Raw genomic sequence first — 14,772 nt, 5'->3', positions numbered from 1 at the left:
GGATGGTGAAAGGGGGGGCTGCCGAAATGTCTCGATCTGTAACAACTAGGGATGGAAATTGGGCCTAGGTGTTACAGATCGAGACAGGAAGAAATGGTCCTATGTAATCTCTCGATCTGTAACAGTTTGCCGCCAAAACCGGCCCTTCGTGTTACAGATCGAGACATTCGGAACTGTCTCTCGAAAACATCTCAATCTGTAACAGTTAGTCGTCGTAATTGGGCCTTCCTGTTACAGATTGAGATGTTTGAAGTGGTGAGCTAACAGGCCGAACTTGGGGCCTATGTTGTCGCCCTTGAGGTCGGCGGTGTCCACTCGTGGGGCGTGCGTTACGCGATTGTTTCGAAACGGGTGGGAAACACAACGGGTCGGCGATGCTCCTAGTATGCCTATTCAACTGACTGTCTAAATATCTAGGGGAGGATCGCGATGCAGGCAGATTCCGCTCAGCAGCAGGGCCTTTATCGCCCCGAATTCGACCACGATGCATGTGGCATCGGCGCGCTTGCCGATATCAACGGTGAGCGCCATCACCAGATTCTGGACGATGCACTGTCCATTCTGGTCAACTTGGAGCACCGCGGCGGTACGGGACTCGAGAAGAACACCGGCGACGGTGCCGGTATCCTGTTCCAGGTTCCGCATCACTTTTTCCGCAAAGAGGCTCAAAAGTGCGGCCAGATTCTGCCGGCAGAGGGCGACTATGGCGTGGCCATGCTGTTCTTTCCGCAGGACGACAAGGGCGTAGAGGATGCCCGTCGCGTGTTTGAGGAGGGCTGCGCCGAGGCCGGCGTGCCGCTGCTCTTTTGGCGCGAGGTGCCCGTCGACCCGCACGACTTGGGCGAGACGGCACGCGCCTGCATGCCCACCATTCTGCAAGCCTTTCTGGGCCGCCCCGACGACACGCCCGCCGGCGATGCCTTCGAGCGTCGCCTGTACGTGTGCCGTCGCACTATCGAGAAGAAGGCCGATGCCGAGTTTGCCCTGCGCGACAAGATCTTCTACGTCTGCTCCATGAGCTCGCGCACTATCGTGTACAAGGGCATGCTCGTCGCCACGCAGATGCGCCGCTTCTTCATCGACCTCAACGACGCCGCCGTCAAGACGGCCGTGGCGCTCGTCCACTCGCGCTACTCCACCAACACCACGCCCAGCTGGGAGCGTGCGCACCCCAACCGCTTTATCATTCACAACGGCGAGATCAATACCCTCAAGGGCAACGTCAACTGGATTCGCGCCCGCGAACCCAACCTGTACAGCCCCGTGCTGCAGCACGACCTTGAGCGCGTGATGCCCATCATCAACCGCGAGGGTTCCGACTCCGCGATTCTGGACAACGTGCTCGAATTCTTGGTCATGAACGGTCGCCCGCTCACGCGTGCCGCGTCCATGTTGCTGCCCGAGCCGTGGGACCACAACGATAGCCTGAGTGAGGAGCGCCGCGCCTACGACGCTTACCAGTCCATGCTCATGGAGCCGTGGGACGGTCCTGCCGCTATCGCCTTTACCGACGGCCGTACCCTGGGCGCCGCCCTCGACCGTAACGGCCTGCGCCCGGCTCGCTACTACGTGACGCGCGACGGCCGCTTTATGCTGGCGAGCGAGGTGGGCACCATCGAGGTGCGCCCCGAGAACATCCTGACGAGCGGCTGCTTGGGACCGGGTCAGATGCTCGAGGTCGACTTTGCCCGCGGCCGCGTGATCTACAACGACGAGCTGCGCGCCCGTTACGCCAAGGAAAAGCCCTACCGTGATTGGATTGCCGAGGAGACGCTGACCGTCGACGCGCTCGATGAACCCGCCGCGCCCGCGTCCGCCGAGGATGCCGAGGTGCCCGCCGCTGTGCGCATGGCCAAGCTCGGCTACCACTGGGATGACGTCGACGAGGTCGTGCGTCCTATGGCCCAGCAGGGCAAGGCCCCGCTCGCCTCGATGGGCATCGACGCGCCGCTGGCTTGCCTGTCCAAGAAGACGCGTTCGTTCTTTGACTACTTCTATCAGCTGTTCGCTCAGGTCACGAATCCTCCGATCGATGCCCTGCGCGAGCACATGGTGACTTCGACCACGCTCTACCTGGGCAACCACGGCAACCTGCTCGAGGATTCCCGCACGGCCTGTCAGCTGGTGCGCTTGGAGCGCCCATTGCTCAACGATGAAGAGTTCGAGCATATCTGTGCCATCGACCGTGTTGGCTTTAAGACCCGTCGTTTCCGTGCCGTCTACCGCCGCGATGCCGGCGAGGGCGCGCTGCAGGCTGCGCTCAAACAGCTTGCCGAGGACGTCGAGGCTGCGGTCCGCGACGGCGTGAACATTGTGGTGCTGAGCGATCGTGCCGGAGCAGGCGAGGTGCCCGTGCCGTCGCTGCTTGCCGTGGGCTGCGTGCACAACCACCTGATCCGCGCCGGTGTGCGTACCTTTGCCGATATTGTGGTGGAGTGCGGCGACGCCGTGTCCCCGCACGACTTTGCGGCACTGGTGGGCTACTCCGCGAGCGGCATCTATCCGTACAACGCACATGCGTGCATCCGCGATCTGGCGGCACGCGGCGACCTGGACGTGACGGCCGAGCAGGGCATCGCCAACTACAACAAGGCTGCGACTGCCGGCATCGTCTCCATCATGTCCAAGATGGGCATCTCCACGGTGCAGAGCTACCATTCGGCGCAGATCTTCGAGGCCGTGGGCTTTACGCCGGAGTTCGTCAACGCGTACTTCGCCGGCACGGTGAGCCGTGTGGGCGGTATGGGTGTCGAGGACGTTGAGCGCGAGCAAAACGAGCGCTACGACGCCGCGCTCGCTATCCTTAAGAGCCCGGCTCCCGATCAGCTGCCCACGCTGGGTCTGACCAAGTGGCGCCCGCTCGGCGGCGAGGATCACCTGATCGACCCTCAGACCGTCTACCTGCTCCAGACCGCCTGCCGTGGGGGCAGCTACGACACCTTTAAGGAGTACAGCGCTCGTCTGCACCGCACCGGCCGTGCCGTGCGCCTGCGCGACTTGCTCGACTTTAATGCCAGCGGCCGCACGCCGGTTTCGCTCGACGAGGTGGAGCCCGCGCTCAACATCGTCCGCCGCTTTAACACCGGCGCCATGTCGTACGGCTCCATCAGCAAAGAGGCGCACGAGTGCATGGCCATCGCCATGAATCGCCTGCACGGACGCTCCAACTCGGGCGAGGGCGGCGAGGACCCGCGTCGCGAGACCCCGCTGGCTAACGGTGACTCCAAGAACTCCGCGATCAAGCAGGTGGCAAGCGCGCGCTTTGGCGTGACGAGCCGCTACCTGTGCAGCGCCTTCGAGATTCAGATCAAGATGGCCCAGGGCGCCAAGCCCGGCGAGGGCGGTCACCTGCCCGGCAAGAAGGTCTACCCCTGGATTGCCGAGGTCCGTCAGTCCACGCCCGGCATCGGCCTGATCTCGCCTCCGCCGCATCACGACATCTACTCTATCGAAGACCTGGCCGAGCTCATCTTCGACCTTAAGAACGCCAACCCCGGCGCGCGCGTGTCGGTCAAGCTGGTCAGTGAGGCGGGCGTCGGCACCATCGCCACCGGTGTGGCCAAGGGTGCTGCCGACAAGATCTTGATCAGCGGCCACAACGGCGGCTCGGGTGCCGCTGCGCGCGACTCTATCTGGCACGCCGGTCTGCCGCTGGAGCTCGGTCTTGCCGAGGCTCAACAGACGCTGCTGCAAAACGGCCTGCGCTCACGCGTGGTGCTCGAGGCCGACGGCAAACTCATGGACGGCACCGACGTCGCTGTCGCCTGCCTGCTGGGTGCCGAGGAGTTTGGCTTTGCGACTATGCCGCTCATCTCCATGGGTTGCCTCATGCAGCGCGACTGCCAGCAGGATACCTGCCCGGCCGGCATCGCCACGCAAAACTGCCGCCTGCGTCGCGGCTTCCGCGGCAAGCCCGAGCACGTCGAGCACTTTATGCTCTTTGTTGCCGAGCAGCTGCGCGAGGTCATGGCGAGCCTGGGCTTCCGCACCGTCGATGAGATGGTCGGCCATCCCGAGTGCTTGCGCCAGATCGAGGTCCCGGGCAATCGCAAAGCTAACCTGCTGGATCTGTCGCCCGTGCTGGCAAGCGCGACCTGTGAGTTTGGTGCCCACATCCCGGGTGCCGACGGCCGTCACTTCCTGCCCCAGATGGCTGCGGACAGCGAGCTCGACAAGACACTCGACTCCACGCTGTTTGTGCCCTACACGGCCGACGCTCGCGCGCACCTGCGCCCGATTCGCTTCCGCGCCGATATCGCCAACGTCAACCGCTGCGTGGGCACCATCCTGGGTAACGCGGTGACCAAGGCACATCCCGAGGGCCTGCCCGCCGGCTCCATCACCATCGATTGCGATGGTTCGGCCGGTCAGAGCTTTGGCGCCTTCCTGCCGCGCGGCATTACGCTCAACGTGTGCGGCGACGCCAACGACTACTTTGGCAAGGGCCTTTCGGGCGGCGAGGTGTCGGTGCGCCCCAACCCGCATGCGACCTACAAGTTCGACGAGAACATCATCGTGGGCAACGTTGCGTTCTTTGGTGCCACGAGCGGCCGCGGCTTCATTAACGGTCTTGCTGGCCAGCGTTTTGCCGTGCGCAACTCCGGTGCCACCGTGGTGGTCGAGGGCTGCGGCAACCATGGCTGCGAGTACATGACGGGCGGCCTGGCGCTCATTCTGGGCGAGGTCGGGCAGAATTTTGCCGCCGGCATGACGGGCGGCGTGGCCTATGTCTTTGACCAGTACGGCACGCTCGATACCCGTGTGAACCACGAGAGCGTTGAGCTCAAGGCCCCGACGGCCGGCGAGCTGGCGCAGATTCGCGCGCTCATCCAGGAGCACGTGGATGCGACCCAGAGCCCGCGCGGCATTAAGCTGCTCTACAGCTTTGAGACGATGAGCAAGCACTTTGTGAAGGTCATTCCGACCGAGTACGAGCGCGTGCTGGCGATTGTCGCCGCGGGTGAGGCTGCCGGCAAGACGCATGCGCAGGCTGAGGAGCTGGCGTTTGACATTGTGACCGGTCGCGCGAGCGCCGCGGATGTCGCTCGCTTCGATGCCGCGGGCGGTGCTGCGGGCGCTGCGTCCGTGGCTGCCAGCTCTGTTGCTTCGACCAAGAAGGAGGCGTAAGTGCCATGGGTAAGCCCGGTGCTTTTCTTGATATCGATCGCGTGACCCACGAGCTTCGCCCCGTGGAGGAGCGCAGCCGTGATTTCGATCCGCTGTACGTGGAGCTCGACGACGACGCACGTCGCGCCCAGGCGAGCCGCTGCATGATGTGCGGCGTGGCGTTTTGCCAGATGGGCGCGAGCTTTGGCAAGGCACGCCCGAGCGGCTGTCCGCTGCACAACCTGATTCCCGAGTGGAATGAGCTGGTGTACCGCGGCCGCTGGGACGAGGCTGCCGAGCGTCTGTCGCTCACCTCGCCCATGCCCGAGTTTACGAGCCGTGTGTGCCCGGCGCTGTGCGAGGCCGCGTGCAACCTGGGTTCGGTCGATGGCCAGCCCACGACGATCCATGACAACGAGCGTGCGATCAGCGACCATGAGTGGGCAAACGGTGGCCCGCGCCGCTTTGAGCCGGCGGGGGAGGGCGCACCCACGGTTGCCGTGGTGGGCTCCGGTCCTGCTGGTCTGGTGGCTGCATGGGAGCTTGCGCGTCGCGGCGCCCGCGTGACGGTGTTTGAGCGCGACGACCGCCCGGGCGGTCTGCTCATGTACGGCATTCCCAACATGAAGCTCGAGAAGTCTGTGGTCGAGCGTCGCGTGGCGCTCATGCGCGAGCTGGGTATTGTGTTCGAGCTGGGCGCCGACGTGAGCGATCCCAAGGTTACCGCCAGGCTCGACGACTTTGACGCCGTCGTGGTGGCTGCCGGCGCCCGTGCTCCGCGTGGGCTTTCGGCTGCGAACATTGATGCCCCGGGCGTGGTGTATGCCGTGGACTACCTGACGGCTTCGACCGTCTCGGTGCTCGATGGCGGTGAGCCTGCTATTGACGCGCGCGGCCTGGACGTCGTGGTCATTGGCGGTGGCGATACCGGCAACGACTGCGTGGGTACCGCGGTGCGTCAGGGCGCGCGCAGCGTGCGCCAGTTTGAGTTCTTGCCGGCTGCGCCCGATAAGCGCGCGGCGAGCAACCCCTGGCCGCAGTGGCCCAACGTTAAGAAGACCGACTACGGCCAGCAGGAGGCTATCGCTGCGATGGGTGGCGAGATACGTGCCTGGGGTGTGGATACCCTCGAGGTGCTGCTGGACAAGAAGGGTGCGGCTGCGGGTCTGCGCGTGGTCGATCTGGACTGGTCGGCGGGAAAGCCCGAGCGCATCGCGGGCTCCGAGCACGAGGTGCCGGCGCAGCTGGTGCTCATCGCCTGCGGCTTTACGGGTCCGGAGCACGGCGTGTTCGATGCGGTGAGCGTGCCTGTTGCCACCGCTGGTCGTCCGCTGCCGGTGATGGCTGCTGAGGGCTCGCATCTTGCGGCTCGCACGGAGGGTGTCGCCGCGGATGCCGCGCCGGTGTATGTGGCGGGTGATGCCCGCAACGGCAGCTCGCTCGTGGTGAGCGCCATGGCCGATGCCCTGGCCTGCGCTGCCGAAGTCGCCGACGCGTTGGCGCTGTAAGGTAATCACGGAGTTATTCAACAATCGAATCGGCAAGGGCTGTCCCTAACTGCCGGCATTCGGGGACACTCCTTGCGGATTTGCGAGCAGTTTGCTCGTTTGTCGACGTACGGATGTTCATTTGTCGATTTCTTGGGCTGTGGTCACCTGTTGTTTCTGTGGTGGTTGCGGGCATCTGGCTCAAAAGGGTTGGTTGGCTGTCTATGTCTACCTGCGATTTTGTTGCGGTGCGCATTTTCGGTCTAGCTTTTCGTCAAGTGTTTGGTCAGCATTTGGTTTGCAGCCGGAGGCCTATTTTGCCCGCGCTGGTCGTGGCTGCCCACCCTCCTCGTAAGCTCAAATTGAGGTCCATCAGTTTGAGGAGGATGCCATGACTGACCAAGTTCTTGACCGAGCAGAGCTGGCTGAAGCCGTCGGCAACGATATTGCCGACATGGCCCATTTTTGGATGCTGCGGAAGTTTCAATTCCTGGAGCCGGCGCGCGAGCAGTTCGAGATTATCGTCGACCCGTGGCTCAGCTATTGCACCGAGCCTTCGCAAAACGAAATCATAGCCTACAACATGGCATTTACCGATTGGCTGCTTTTCGAGCGCCCCTATCGCCATGGCAAAACGCTGCTCGAGCTATATGTTGACGAGCCGCCGGCATCGCTTTCGCCTGCCTCGCTCAAGCGGCTCGAGCAGGTACGCGACACGCAGTATTTCTCGCGCTTTGGCATTTTGGACAAGAATCCTGCGTCCGGCATGGTCGCGCTGAAGGACACGCGCACCGACCGTCGCTTTGATGTCTACGACCCGCATATCGTGCAAAAGGAGCATTGGAACGATGGCGCGATTGCGGTGCGCCTCGCCTGCGTCGACGATGTCTGGCTTACGGCGGGACAGCTCTACCTGTATGACATCGCGCGGCTGAGCGATACGGCGGTCGATGGGCCGGGTGCGGTGCATCCGGAGGACCTGCAGGACGGCTTTGACACCTCGTGCATCAGCTTCTTCTTGCGTCTGGTCCGCGACATCATGGGCGCCCAGGGGCGGTACGTAAAGTCGCTCAATATCTACGAGCAGGAGTGGGAGTAGGGGGTGTGACTGGTGTCGCCTTGCTGCCCTGACTTTGTCTCAATCTGTAACGTTTAGGGACAAAAAACCGGTCTACCTGTTACAGATCGAGACGAACGCTTGGGCGCCGCTGGTTTGTCTAAATCTGTAACGTTTGGGGGGGCTGGAGAACGTCTAACTGTTACAGAACGAGACGTTTGGCACCTGGTTGGGGGAATGTCTCAATCTGTAACATCTACAGACCCAAATTCGACCTACCTGTTACAGATTGAGACGGAAGGTTGGCGGCTGCCGAAAGATCTTGTTCTGTAACAACTAGAGGCTCAAAGACTGTCTTCCTGTTACAGATCAAGACATTTGTCAGCGGAGGCAACGGTGACGATGGTCCATTTGTCTGACGTGGTGGTGATGAAAGTGCCTAATACCGTTCTCAAACACAAACATGCGACTCGCAACACGTTGGCGCGGAATAGGATGCTCGCGCGGCTCACGGAGACGGCCAAGCAAGGTGCGCTGCTCGCAACGCATGACAATACCGAGCTCATGTGGCTGCGACGCCATGTTGGAACCGACGATATCGCGGAGCCCGAGCCGTACCTGTTCTGTTTTCAGCATGATTGGGATGCATTGACGCCGGCGGAGCGAGCGCTGAGGACTATCAAAGGGCTTGCGGAATTTCATCCCGATTGGGCGTTTTGGGGCTATGACGCGGCGCTTTTGTGGGGTCTGGAGGTGCCGAATGATCTGCTTGGGTCGCGTTTTCTTGTTAAGACGGGTTGTTCGGTGACGTTGAGCGGCGGGTGCAGGTTGTTGCGTCCGCAGATGGCGGGCGCACTCGAGCATGTTGATGGAGTGCGGGTGACGTCGTTTTGGCGCACGGTGGAGGATTGCCTACTGCGTGCGCCGTTCTCCTACGGGTTGGCGATTGCCGATTCTGCACTGCGGGCGAAAGGCGTATCACGTGGGGATTTGTGCGAGCGCCTCCGCGCCGATTGCGAGGGCAGGCGAGGGTATCGCAGGGCACAGGTGATTGCGTCGTATGCGGACGGGCTGTCTGAAAACGGCGGCGAGTCTCGGTTCCGAGCATTCTTTATTGCGTACGGCTTTCCGGTTCCGGAGCTGCAGGTGGAGTTTCGCGACCCGCTCGATTCGAGCCAGGTGTTTCGCGTCGACTATTTTTGGCGGCTCGAGGACGGGACGTGTGTCATCGGCGAGCTCGACGGAAAGGGGAAGTACACCTTGCAGAGCGGCGAGAGCCGGGAGTCGGTCGACCCATTCGTGGCAGAGCGTCAGCGGGAATCTCATCTGGCAATGCTCGGGCATAGGGTGCTTCGGTTTACGTTTAACGAACTCAAAGATCCGGGGAAGCTGGTCGAGAAAATGAGGCTGGCGGGTATTCCTCGGCAGGTTGAATTGGCTGAGGAGTGGAGATGCCAGTGGTATGGGCGCTGAGAGGTTTTGTCTCGATCTGTAACGTTTAGAGGCTGTTTGAGCTCGTAATTGCTACAGATCGAGACATTTCCCTGGTGTCGCTGGGGTGGGACTGCAACGTGTTCCGTCTCCCCACATCCCCTCTTCCTTCCGTTAACCGATGCGTCTGCAGCAATCCAGCGGGACTAGGTGATAATGGACAAATGTTCAAGTTAATCGTGAGGGAGGAGCTCGATATGGCATCTGCCGATCGTTCCACGTTGTTTATCAATGCGACCATTCTGGATGGTTCGGAGCATATGGAGCCGCAACCCGATATGGCCGTGACTGTTGAGCGCGGCGTCATCACCTGGATGGGGCCGAGTGCTGTGGCGCAGGCGCCTGCAGGTGCCGAGGTTATCGACCTGGGTGGCGCGTATCTCATGCCCGGTCTCATCAATATGCACGTGCACCTGTGCGGCTCGGGCAAGCCTGTCTCGGCCGGCGATGCGGGAGCGCTGATGAAGAAACTCGATAATCCCGTGGGGCGCGCCATCGTGTGCCGCATCCTCAAGGGCAGTGCCCAGCAGCAGCTGGCAAGCGGCGTGACCACGGTGCGCGGCGCGGGCGACCCGCTGTTTGCCGACATTGCCGTGCGCGACGCTATCGACGCCGGCAAGTATCAGGGTCCGCGCCTGGTAGCGCCGGGAACGGGCGTCACGGTGCCGGGCGGCCATGGCGCGGGCTTGTTCGCCCAGGTGGCCAACAGCCCCGTCGAGGCAGCCGAGCAGGTGAGAGACCTGTATGCGCGCGGCGCCGACGTCATTAAGCTGTTCGTAACGGGCGGTGTGTTCGATGCGACCGAGGTGGGCGAGCCGGGCGTGCTGCGTATGCCGGTGGAGGTTGCCGCGGCGGCGTGCAAGGCGGCGCACGAGGTGGGCCTGCCGGTTATGGCTCATGTCGAGAGCACCGAGGGCGTGAAGGCCGCGCTTGAGGCCGGGGTCGACACGATCGAGCACGGTGCCCCGATGACGCCCGAGATCCTGGAGCTGTACCGTGGCGCCGCGGGCACGCAGCTCGAGGGACGTGCGCCCAGCGTTACCTGCACTATCAGCCCGGCGCTGCCGTTTGTGTTGCTCGATCCGGAGAAGACCCATTCGACTGACACGCAAAAGAAGAACGGCGACATCGTGTGCTCGGGCATTATCGAGAGTGCTCGTGCGGCGCTGGATGCCGGCGTTAAGGTGGGCTTGGGCACGGACTCAAGCTGCCCGTTCGTGACGCAGTACGACATGTGGCGCGAGGTGGCCTATTTTGCCAAGTACGTGGGCGTGAGCAACGCCTTTGCGCTGCATACGGCCACGCAGGTCAATGCCGAGCTCCTGGGGCTGGGCGGCGAGACCGGTACGATCGAGTGCGGCAAGGCCGCCGATATCCTGGTGACGCGCAAGAATCCGCTCGATGACCTGTGCACTCTGCGTGAGCCGACGCATGTGATGTGTCGCGGTGATCTGGTACGCAAGCTCAAGGTGAAGCGTATTCCCGAGGTGGACGCCGAGCTCGACGCGATTATGGCCATGCCTGCCGAAGCGCTGGCTGAGGAGCTGGCCCGCGACGGCGTGGCGTAGGTGTGACAAAGGTGCAGCTCCGTTGCCGCATACAAAAAGCCGAGGTCTCAACACGAGGCCTCGGCTTTTTTATCGAACAAATACTTAAGATTTGGGACAAACAAACCTGATTAATTTGTCCCGCGTGCGGGCGCTAGGAGCGGGTTTCCATCTTGGCGTGGCACTTGGGGCAGGTGACGCGGATCTTGCCTTTGCCCTTGGGGACGGAGAGCATCTGGCCGCAGTTGGGGCACTTGAGGTATGCCGTGGTCTTGCGGCCCTTCCACATCTTCTTGGCCGTGCGCTTGGCACGCTCAAAGTCTTCCTTGCTCGTTCCAGCCGCGCGCGAGGTGCCGGCCGCTGCAGTTCCACCGCCCAAGCTGGCGACGAACTTGCCCAAGCCGGGGACGTTCGCGGTCGCGGCGACAAAGGCCTCGTTCTCCTTGCGACGTGCGTCGATGTTTTTGGACAGGCCGCGCAGCACGCCAATCACGATGACGGCGATGGCGATCCAGCTGAGCCACTGGATGCGGGCTATCGATCCGATCATCGCGATGACAATGCCGGCAAAACCCATCACGATGGTGAGTTCATCGGCACCATTGCGACCCTTCATAAAGTCATTCATGCAAATTGCCTTTCATTCGATATGCCGCACGCCTTTATACCCGATTTAGAGCAAGGGGGACAGGTTATTCTGCACCAATGTGGTGTAAACGTGCCTGTCCCCGATACACCAAGATGGTGCAAAGCAGTCCGTCCCCAATGCCCCAATCACTTGGAGAGCTTGTCGACGACGCGTTCGATCTCGGCGAGCTTGGCGGCCTTGAGGTCTTCGTCGCCCGATTCGATTGCCGAGGTCACGCAACCCTCGATATGCGCCTTGAGCACGTCGGCGTTGATGCGCGCAATGAGCGCCTGCGTTGCCATGAGCTGCGTGGAAATATCGACGCAGTAGCGGTCCTCCTCGACCATCCGCAGGATGCCGTCGATCTGACCACGTGCCGTCTTGAGCATGCGGGTCACCGATTTGTGGTCTGCCATCATGGCGGGTCCTCGTTTCTGGTCGGGGTGCGCGTGGGTCGTTACGCGGCGGTTACGGACAGGGCGTGGAACTTCTCGCCGGCGCCCTCGACGGTGGCAGCGAGCTGCTCGGCGGTCACGGTGTCGGCGCACTCCACCTGGACGGTCTGAGTCTCGTGATCGGCGTCGGCGTCGGTCACGCCGGCCACGTTGAGCAACGCCGTCTCGACGGTGGCGTCGCAGTGGCCGCACATGAGGCCGGAAGTCTTGATTGTGTATCGCATGGGTGTACTCCTTATCGATTGAGATTATCTGACAGTTTAGTCGTGAACAGCGTCATCTTAAAGGTGCGCTGAGGTGCCCGAGATTGCCCCGAAAGAGGAGCGAAGCGTACTTGGGTACGCGAGCGACGGTTTGAGGGGCAAGGTCGGGTGCATCAGTGCGCCGTCTTGGGCTTAAAGGATTTCAGGCGCAGAGCATTGCTTACGACGCACACGCTCGACAGGCTCATGGCCGCGGCGCCGAACATCGGCGAGAGCTGCCAACCGGTGAGGGGGAAGAACACGCCCGCCGCCAGCGGAATGCCGATGCCGTTGTAGAACAGCGCCCAGAACAGGTCCTGCTTGATGTTGCGGATTGTGGTACGTGACAGCTCGATGGCACGGGCGACGTCCATGAGATCGCTGCGCATGAGTACCACGTCGGCGCCCTCCTTGGCGATGTCGGCGCCGGTGCCGATAGCAAGGCCCACGTCGGCGCGCGCCAGGGCGGGGGAGTCGTTGATGCCGTCGCCCACCATGGCGACCTTGCTGCCCGCATCCTGCAGTTCGCGCACGTGGCGCTCCTTGTCGGCGGGGAGGACGTCGGCGATGACCTGTTCGCTGCTCAGCCCCACGCGGCGGGCGATGGCCTCGGCCGTCACGCGGTTGTCGCCGGTGAGCATGCGCACATCGACGCCGAGCGAACGCAGCGCGGCGATGGCCCCGGCACTCGTCTCCTTGACCTCGTCAGCCACGGCAACGGTGCCGGCAAGCTCGCCGTTCTTGGCAAAGAACAGCGGCGTCTTGCCCTCGGCGGCAAATTGCTCGGCAAGGCCCGCGGGCACCTTCGCGCCCAGCTCGCCCATTAAGCGCATATTGCCGGCGGCAATGGCGTTTTGCCCCTCGCGCGCCGTAACGCCTCGCCCGGGCACAGCGGCAAAGTCCTCGACCATGCGCGCGACAATTCCGCGCGTCTCGCACTCGGCCATAATCGCCTCGGCCAGCGGGTGCTCGCTTGAGCGCTCCAATGCGGCGGCCAGCTTGAGCAGCGCCTTTTCGCTCATGGCGGGCGAGCCGTCGGAGCGCGTGGCTACCACGATATCGGTCACGGCAGGCTTGCCGCGGGTGACCGTGCCCGTCTTATCGAGCACCACGGTGCCCACGCTGCGCAGGTTCTCCAGCGCCTCGGCGCTCTTGAACAGAATGCCCATCTCGGCGCCCTTGCCGGTGCCCACCATAATGGCGACGGGCGTGGCCAGGCCCAATGCGCACGGACAGCTGATCACCAGCACGGCCACGGCGGAGGTGAGTGCTTCGTTTATGCTGCCGGTCAGTGCCATCCACACCGCAAAGGTCACGGCCGAGATCACAAACACCACGGGCACAAACACACCGGCGACCTTGTCGGCCATGCGGGCGATGGGCGCCTTGGTGGCGTTGGCGTCCTCGACGAGCTGGATAATTTTGGCGAGCGACGTGTCTGCGCCCACGCGCGTGGCACGGAAGGTAAACGATCCGGTGCGGTTGACCGTGGCGGCGTTGACGGTGTCGCCGGCGGTCTTTTCCACGGGGATGGACTCGCCGGTGAGCGCACTCTCGTCCACGGCCGAGCTGCCTTCGAGCACCACGCCGTCGACGGGGATGGACTCGCCGGGGCGCACGCGCAGGACTTGGCCGGGTAGGATGCTGTCGACGTCGACGGTGGTCTCGCTGCCGTCCACCGCCACGACGGTCGCGGCCTTGGGCGCCAGGTCGATCAGCGCCTCGATGGCGCCGCCGGTTTTGGACTTGCTGCGCGTCTCGAGGTATTTGCCCACGGTGACGAGCGACAGAATCGTGCCGGCGCTCTCAAAATACAGATTGTCCATGCCCGTCATCATGGCTTCGTGGACCTGACCCGCGGCTAAATGGTCGGCCATGATGAACATAGCGTAGAGCGACCAGGCGATGGAGGCGGTGGCGCCCACGGCGATGAGGGCGTCCATGGTGGGCGCGCCGTGCGCGAGCGATTTAAACCCGTTGATAAAGTACGCGTCGTTGACATAGACGATGGGGATGAGCAGGACGAGCTCGGTGAGGGCGAGCGTCATGCTGTGGGTATGGTCGGTGAAGACAGCGGGCAGCGGCCAGCCGAGCATGTGTCCCATGCCTATGTAGAACAGCGGGATGAGGAATGCGATCGAGACGATGAGACGAGTGCGCATGGCAGAGGCGGCGGCCTCCAACTTTTTGGTTGGCGACTCCATGTGGGCGGCGCCGGACCTGGCTTGCGCGCTGCCGTTTGAGCCGGCGGCACCGGAGCCCGCATCGACGGGCGTGGCCGAGTAGCCCGCGCGGTCGACGGCGGTGCAGATATCGTCGGGGGAGACCTGCGCGGGGTCATAGTCGACCATCATGGAACCGGCGAGCAGGTTGACCGCGACGCTTTGGACGCCGTCGAGTTTGCTCACGGCGCGGTCCACGTGCGCCTGGCAGGCGGCGCATGTCATGCCACCCACGTCGAACTTATCTTGAGCCATGGCTTCTCCTTTCTGTGGTTCGGTGTTGGAATTGTTATCCTGTCGATACTATACACCCATACCCCCTGGGGGTGTCTAGTACAGAAAGAAATATATGACATTTCGTTACGGATGAGGGCGGCTGCTCAATCGTTGGCAGTCTCTGCCAAACATCTCAATCTGTAACATCTGGGGACCGTTTTGCCTGCTAGATGTTACAGATCGAGACAGACTGTCCGCGGTCAACTCAAATGTCTTGATCTGTAACATCTAGAGAGGTTTTTGACCCCTTACTGTTACAGA

At 62.6% G+C, this 14,772-nt stretch carries 9 protein-coding genes; 5 read left to right on the top strand and 4 right to left on the bottom strand.

The genetic code is table 11. From position 1 onward, the window contains the following. Positions 1-429: 429 nt before the first annotated feature. From gltB to CSV91_RS04700, 5 genes are all read left to right on the top strand, one after another. On the top strand, positions 430-5,127 hold the full coding sequence (gene gltB / locus CSV91_RS04720) for a glutamate synthase large subunit (protein ID WP_099432006.1): 4,698 nt from the start codon (positions 430-432) through the stop codon (positions 5,125-5,127). A gap of 5 nt (positions 5,128-5,132) precedes the next feature. Next, positions 5,133-6,614, top strand: coding sequence for a glutamate synthase subunit beta (locus CSV91_RS04715; RefSeq protein WP_099432005.1), 1,482 nt, complete (start codon positions 5,133-5,135; stop codon positions 6,612-6,614). Positions 6,615-6,984: 370 nt separating this feature from the next. Further along, positions 6,985-7,692 (top strand): hypothetical protein, encoded by a 708-nt coding sequence (locus tag CSV91_RS04710; protein WP_099432004.1) that lies wholly within the window; start codon positions 6,985-6,987, stop codon positions 7,690-7,692. A 354-nt stretch (positions 7,693-8,046) separates the two neighbouring features. After that, a complete protein-coding gene (locus CSV91_RS04705; RefSeq protein WP_147579386.1) occupies positions 8,047-9,123 on the top strand; it encodes a hypothetical protein in 1,077 nt (358 codons plus the stop codon). Positions 9,124-9,338: 215 nt separating this feature from the next. Beyond that, entirely contained in the window at positions 9,339-10,709 is a 1,371-nt protein-coding gene (locus CSV91_RS04700; RefSeq protein WP_232049562.1) for an amidohydrolase family protein, read from the top strand. A 133-nt stretch (positions 10,710-10,842) separates the two neighbouring features. Here the strand turns inward: CSV91_RS04700 and CSV91_RS04695 are convergent, their stop codons facing one another. From CSV91_RS04695 to CSV91_RS04680, 4 genes are all read right to left on the bottom strand, one after another. Further along, positions 10,843-11,316 carry a hypothetical protein gene (locus tag CSV91_RS04695; RefSeq protein WP_099432001.1) on the bottom strand — a complete coding sequence of 158 codons (474 nt, stop codon included), beginning with the start codon at positions 11,314-11,316 and terminating at the stop codon, positions 10,843-10,845. Positions 11,317-11,462: 146 nt separating this feature from the next. Continuing rightward, a complete protein-coding gene (locus CSV91_RS04690; protein WP_006235337.1) occupies positions 11,463-11,735 on the bottom strand; it encodes a metal-sensing transcriptional repressor in 273 nt (90 codons plus the stop codon). Between the two features lie 38 nt (positions 11,736-11,773). Further along, positions 11,774-11,995: a heavy-metal-associated domain-containing protein gene (locus CSV91_RS04685; protein ID WP_099432000.1), complete on the bottom strand. Its 222-nt coding sequence runs from the start codon at positions 11,993-11,995 to the stop codon at positions 11,774-11,776. A gap of 152 nt (positions 11,996-12,147) precedes the next feature. Beyond that, entirely contained in the window at positions 12,148-14,490 is a 2,343-nt protein-coding gene (locus tag CSV91_RS04680; RefSeq protein ID WP_099431999.1) for a heavy metal translocating P-type ATPase, read from the bottom strand. Between the last annotated feature and the right edge of the window lie 282 nt (positions 14,491-14,772).

It is taken from the genome of Collinsella aerofaciens, assembly GCF_002736145.1.
Classification (GTDB): Bacteria; Actinomycetota; Coriobacteriia; order Coriobacteriales; family Coriobacteriaceae; genus Collinsella; species Collinsella aerofaciens_A.
This window is presented reverse-complemented; position numbering and strand designations above follow the sequence as displayed.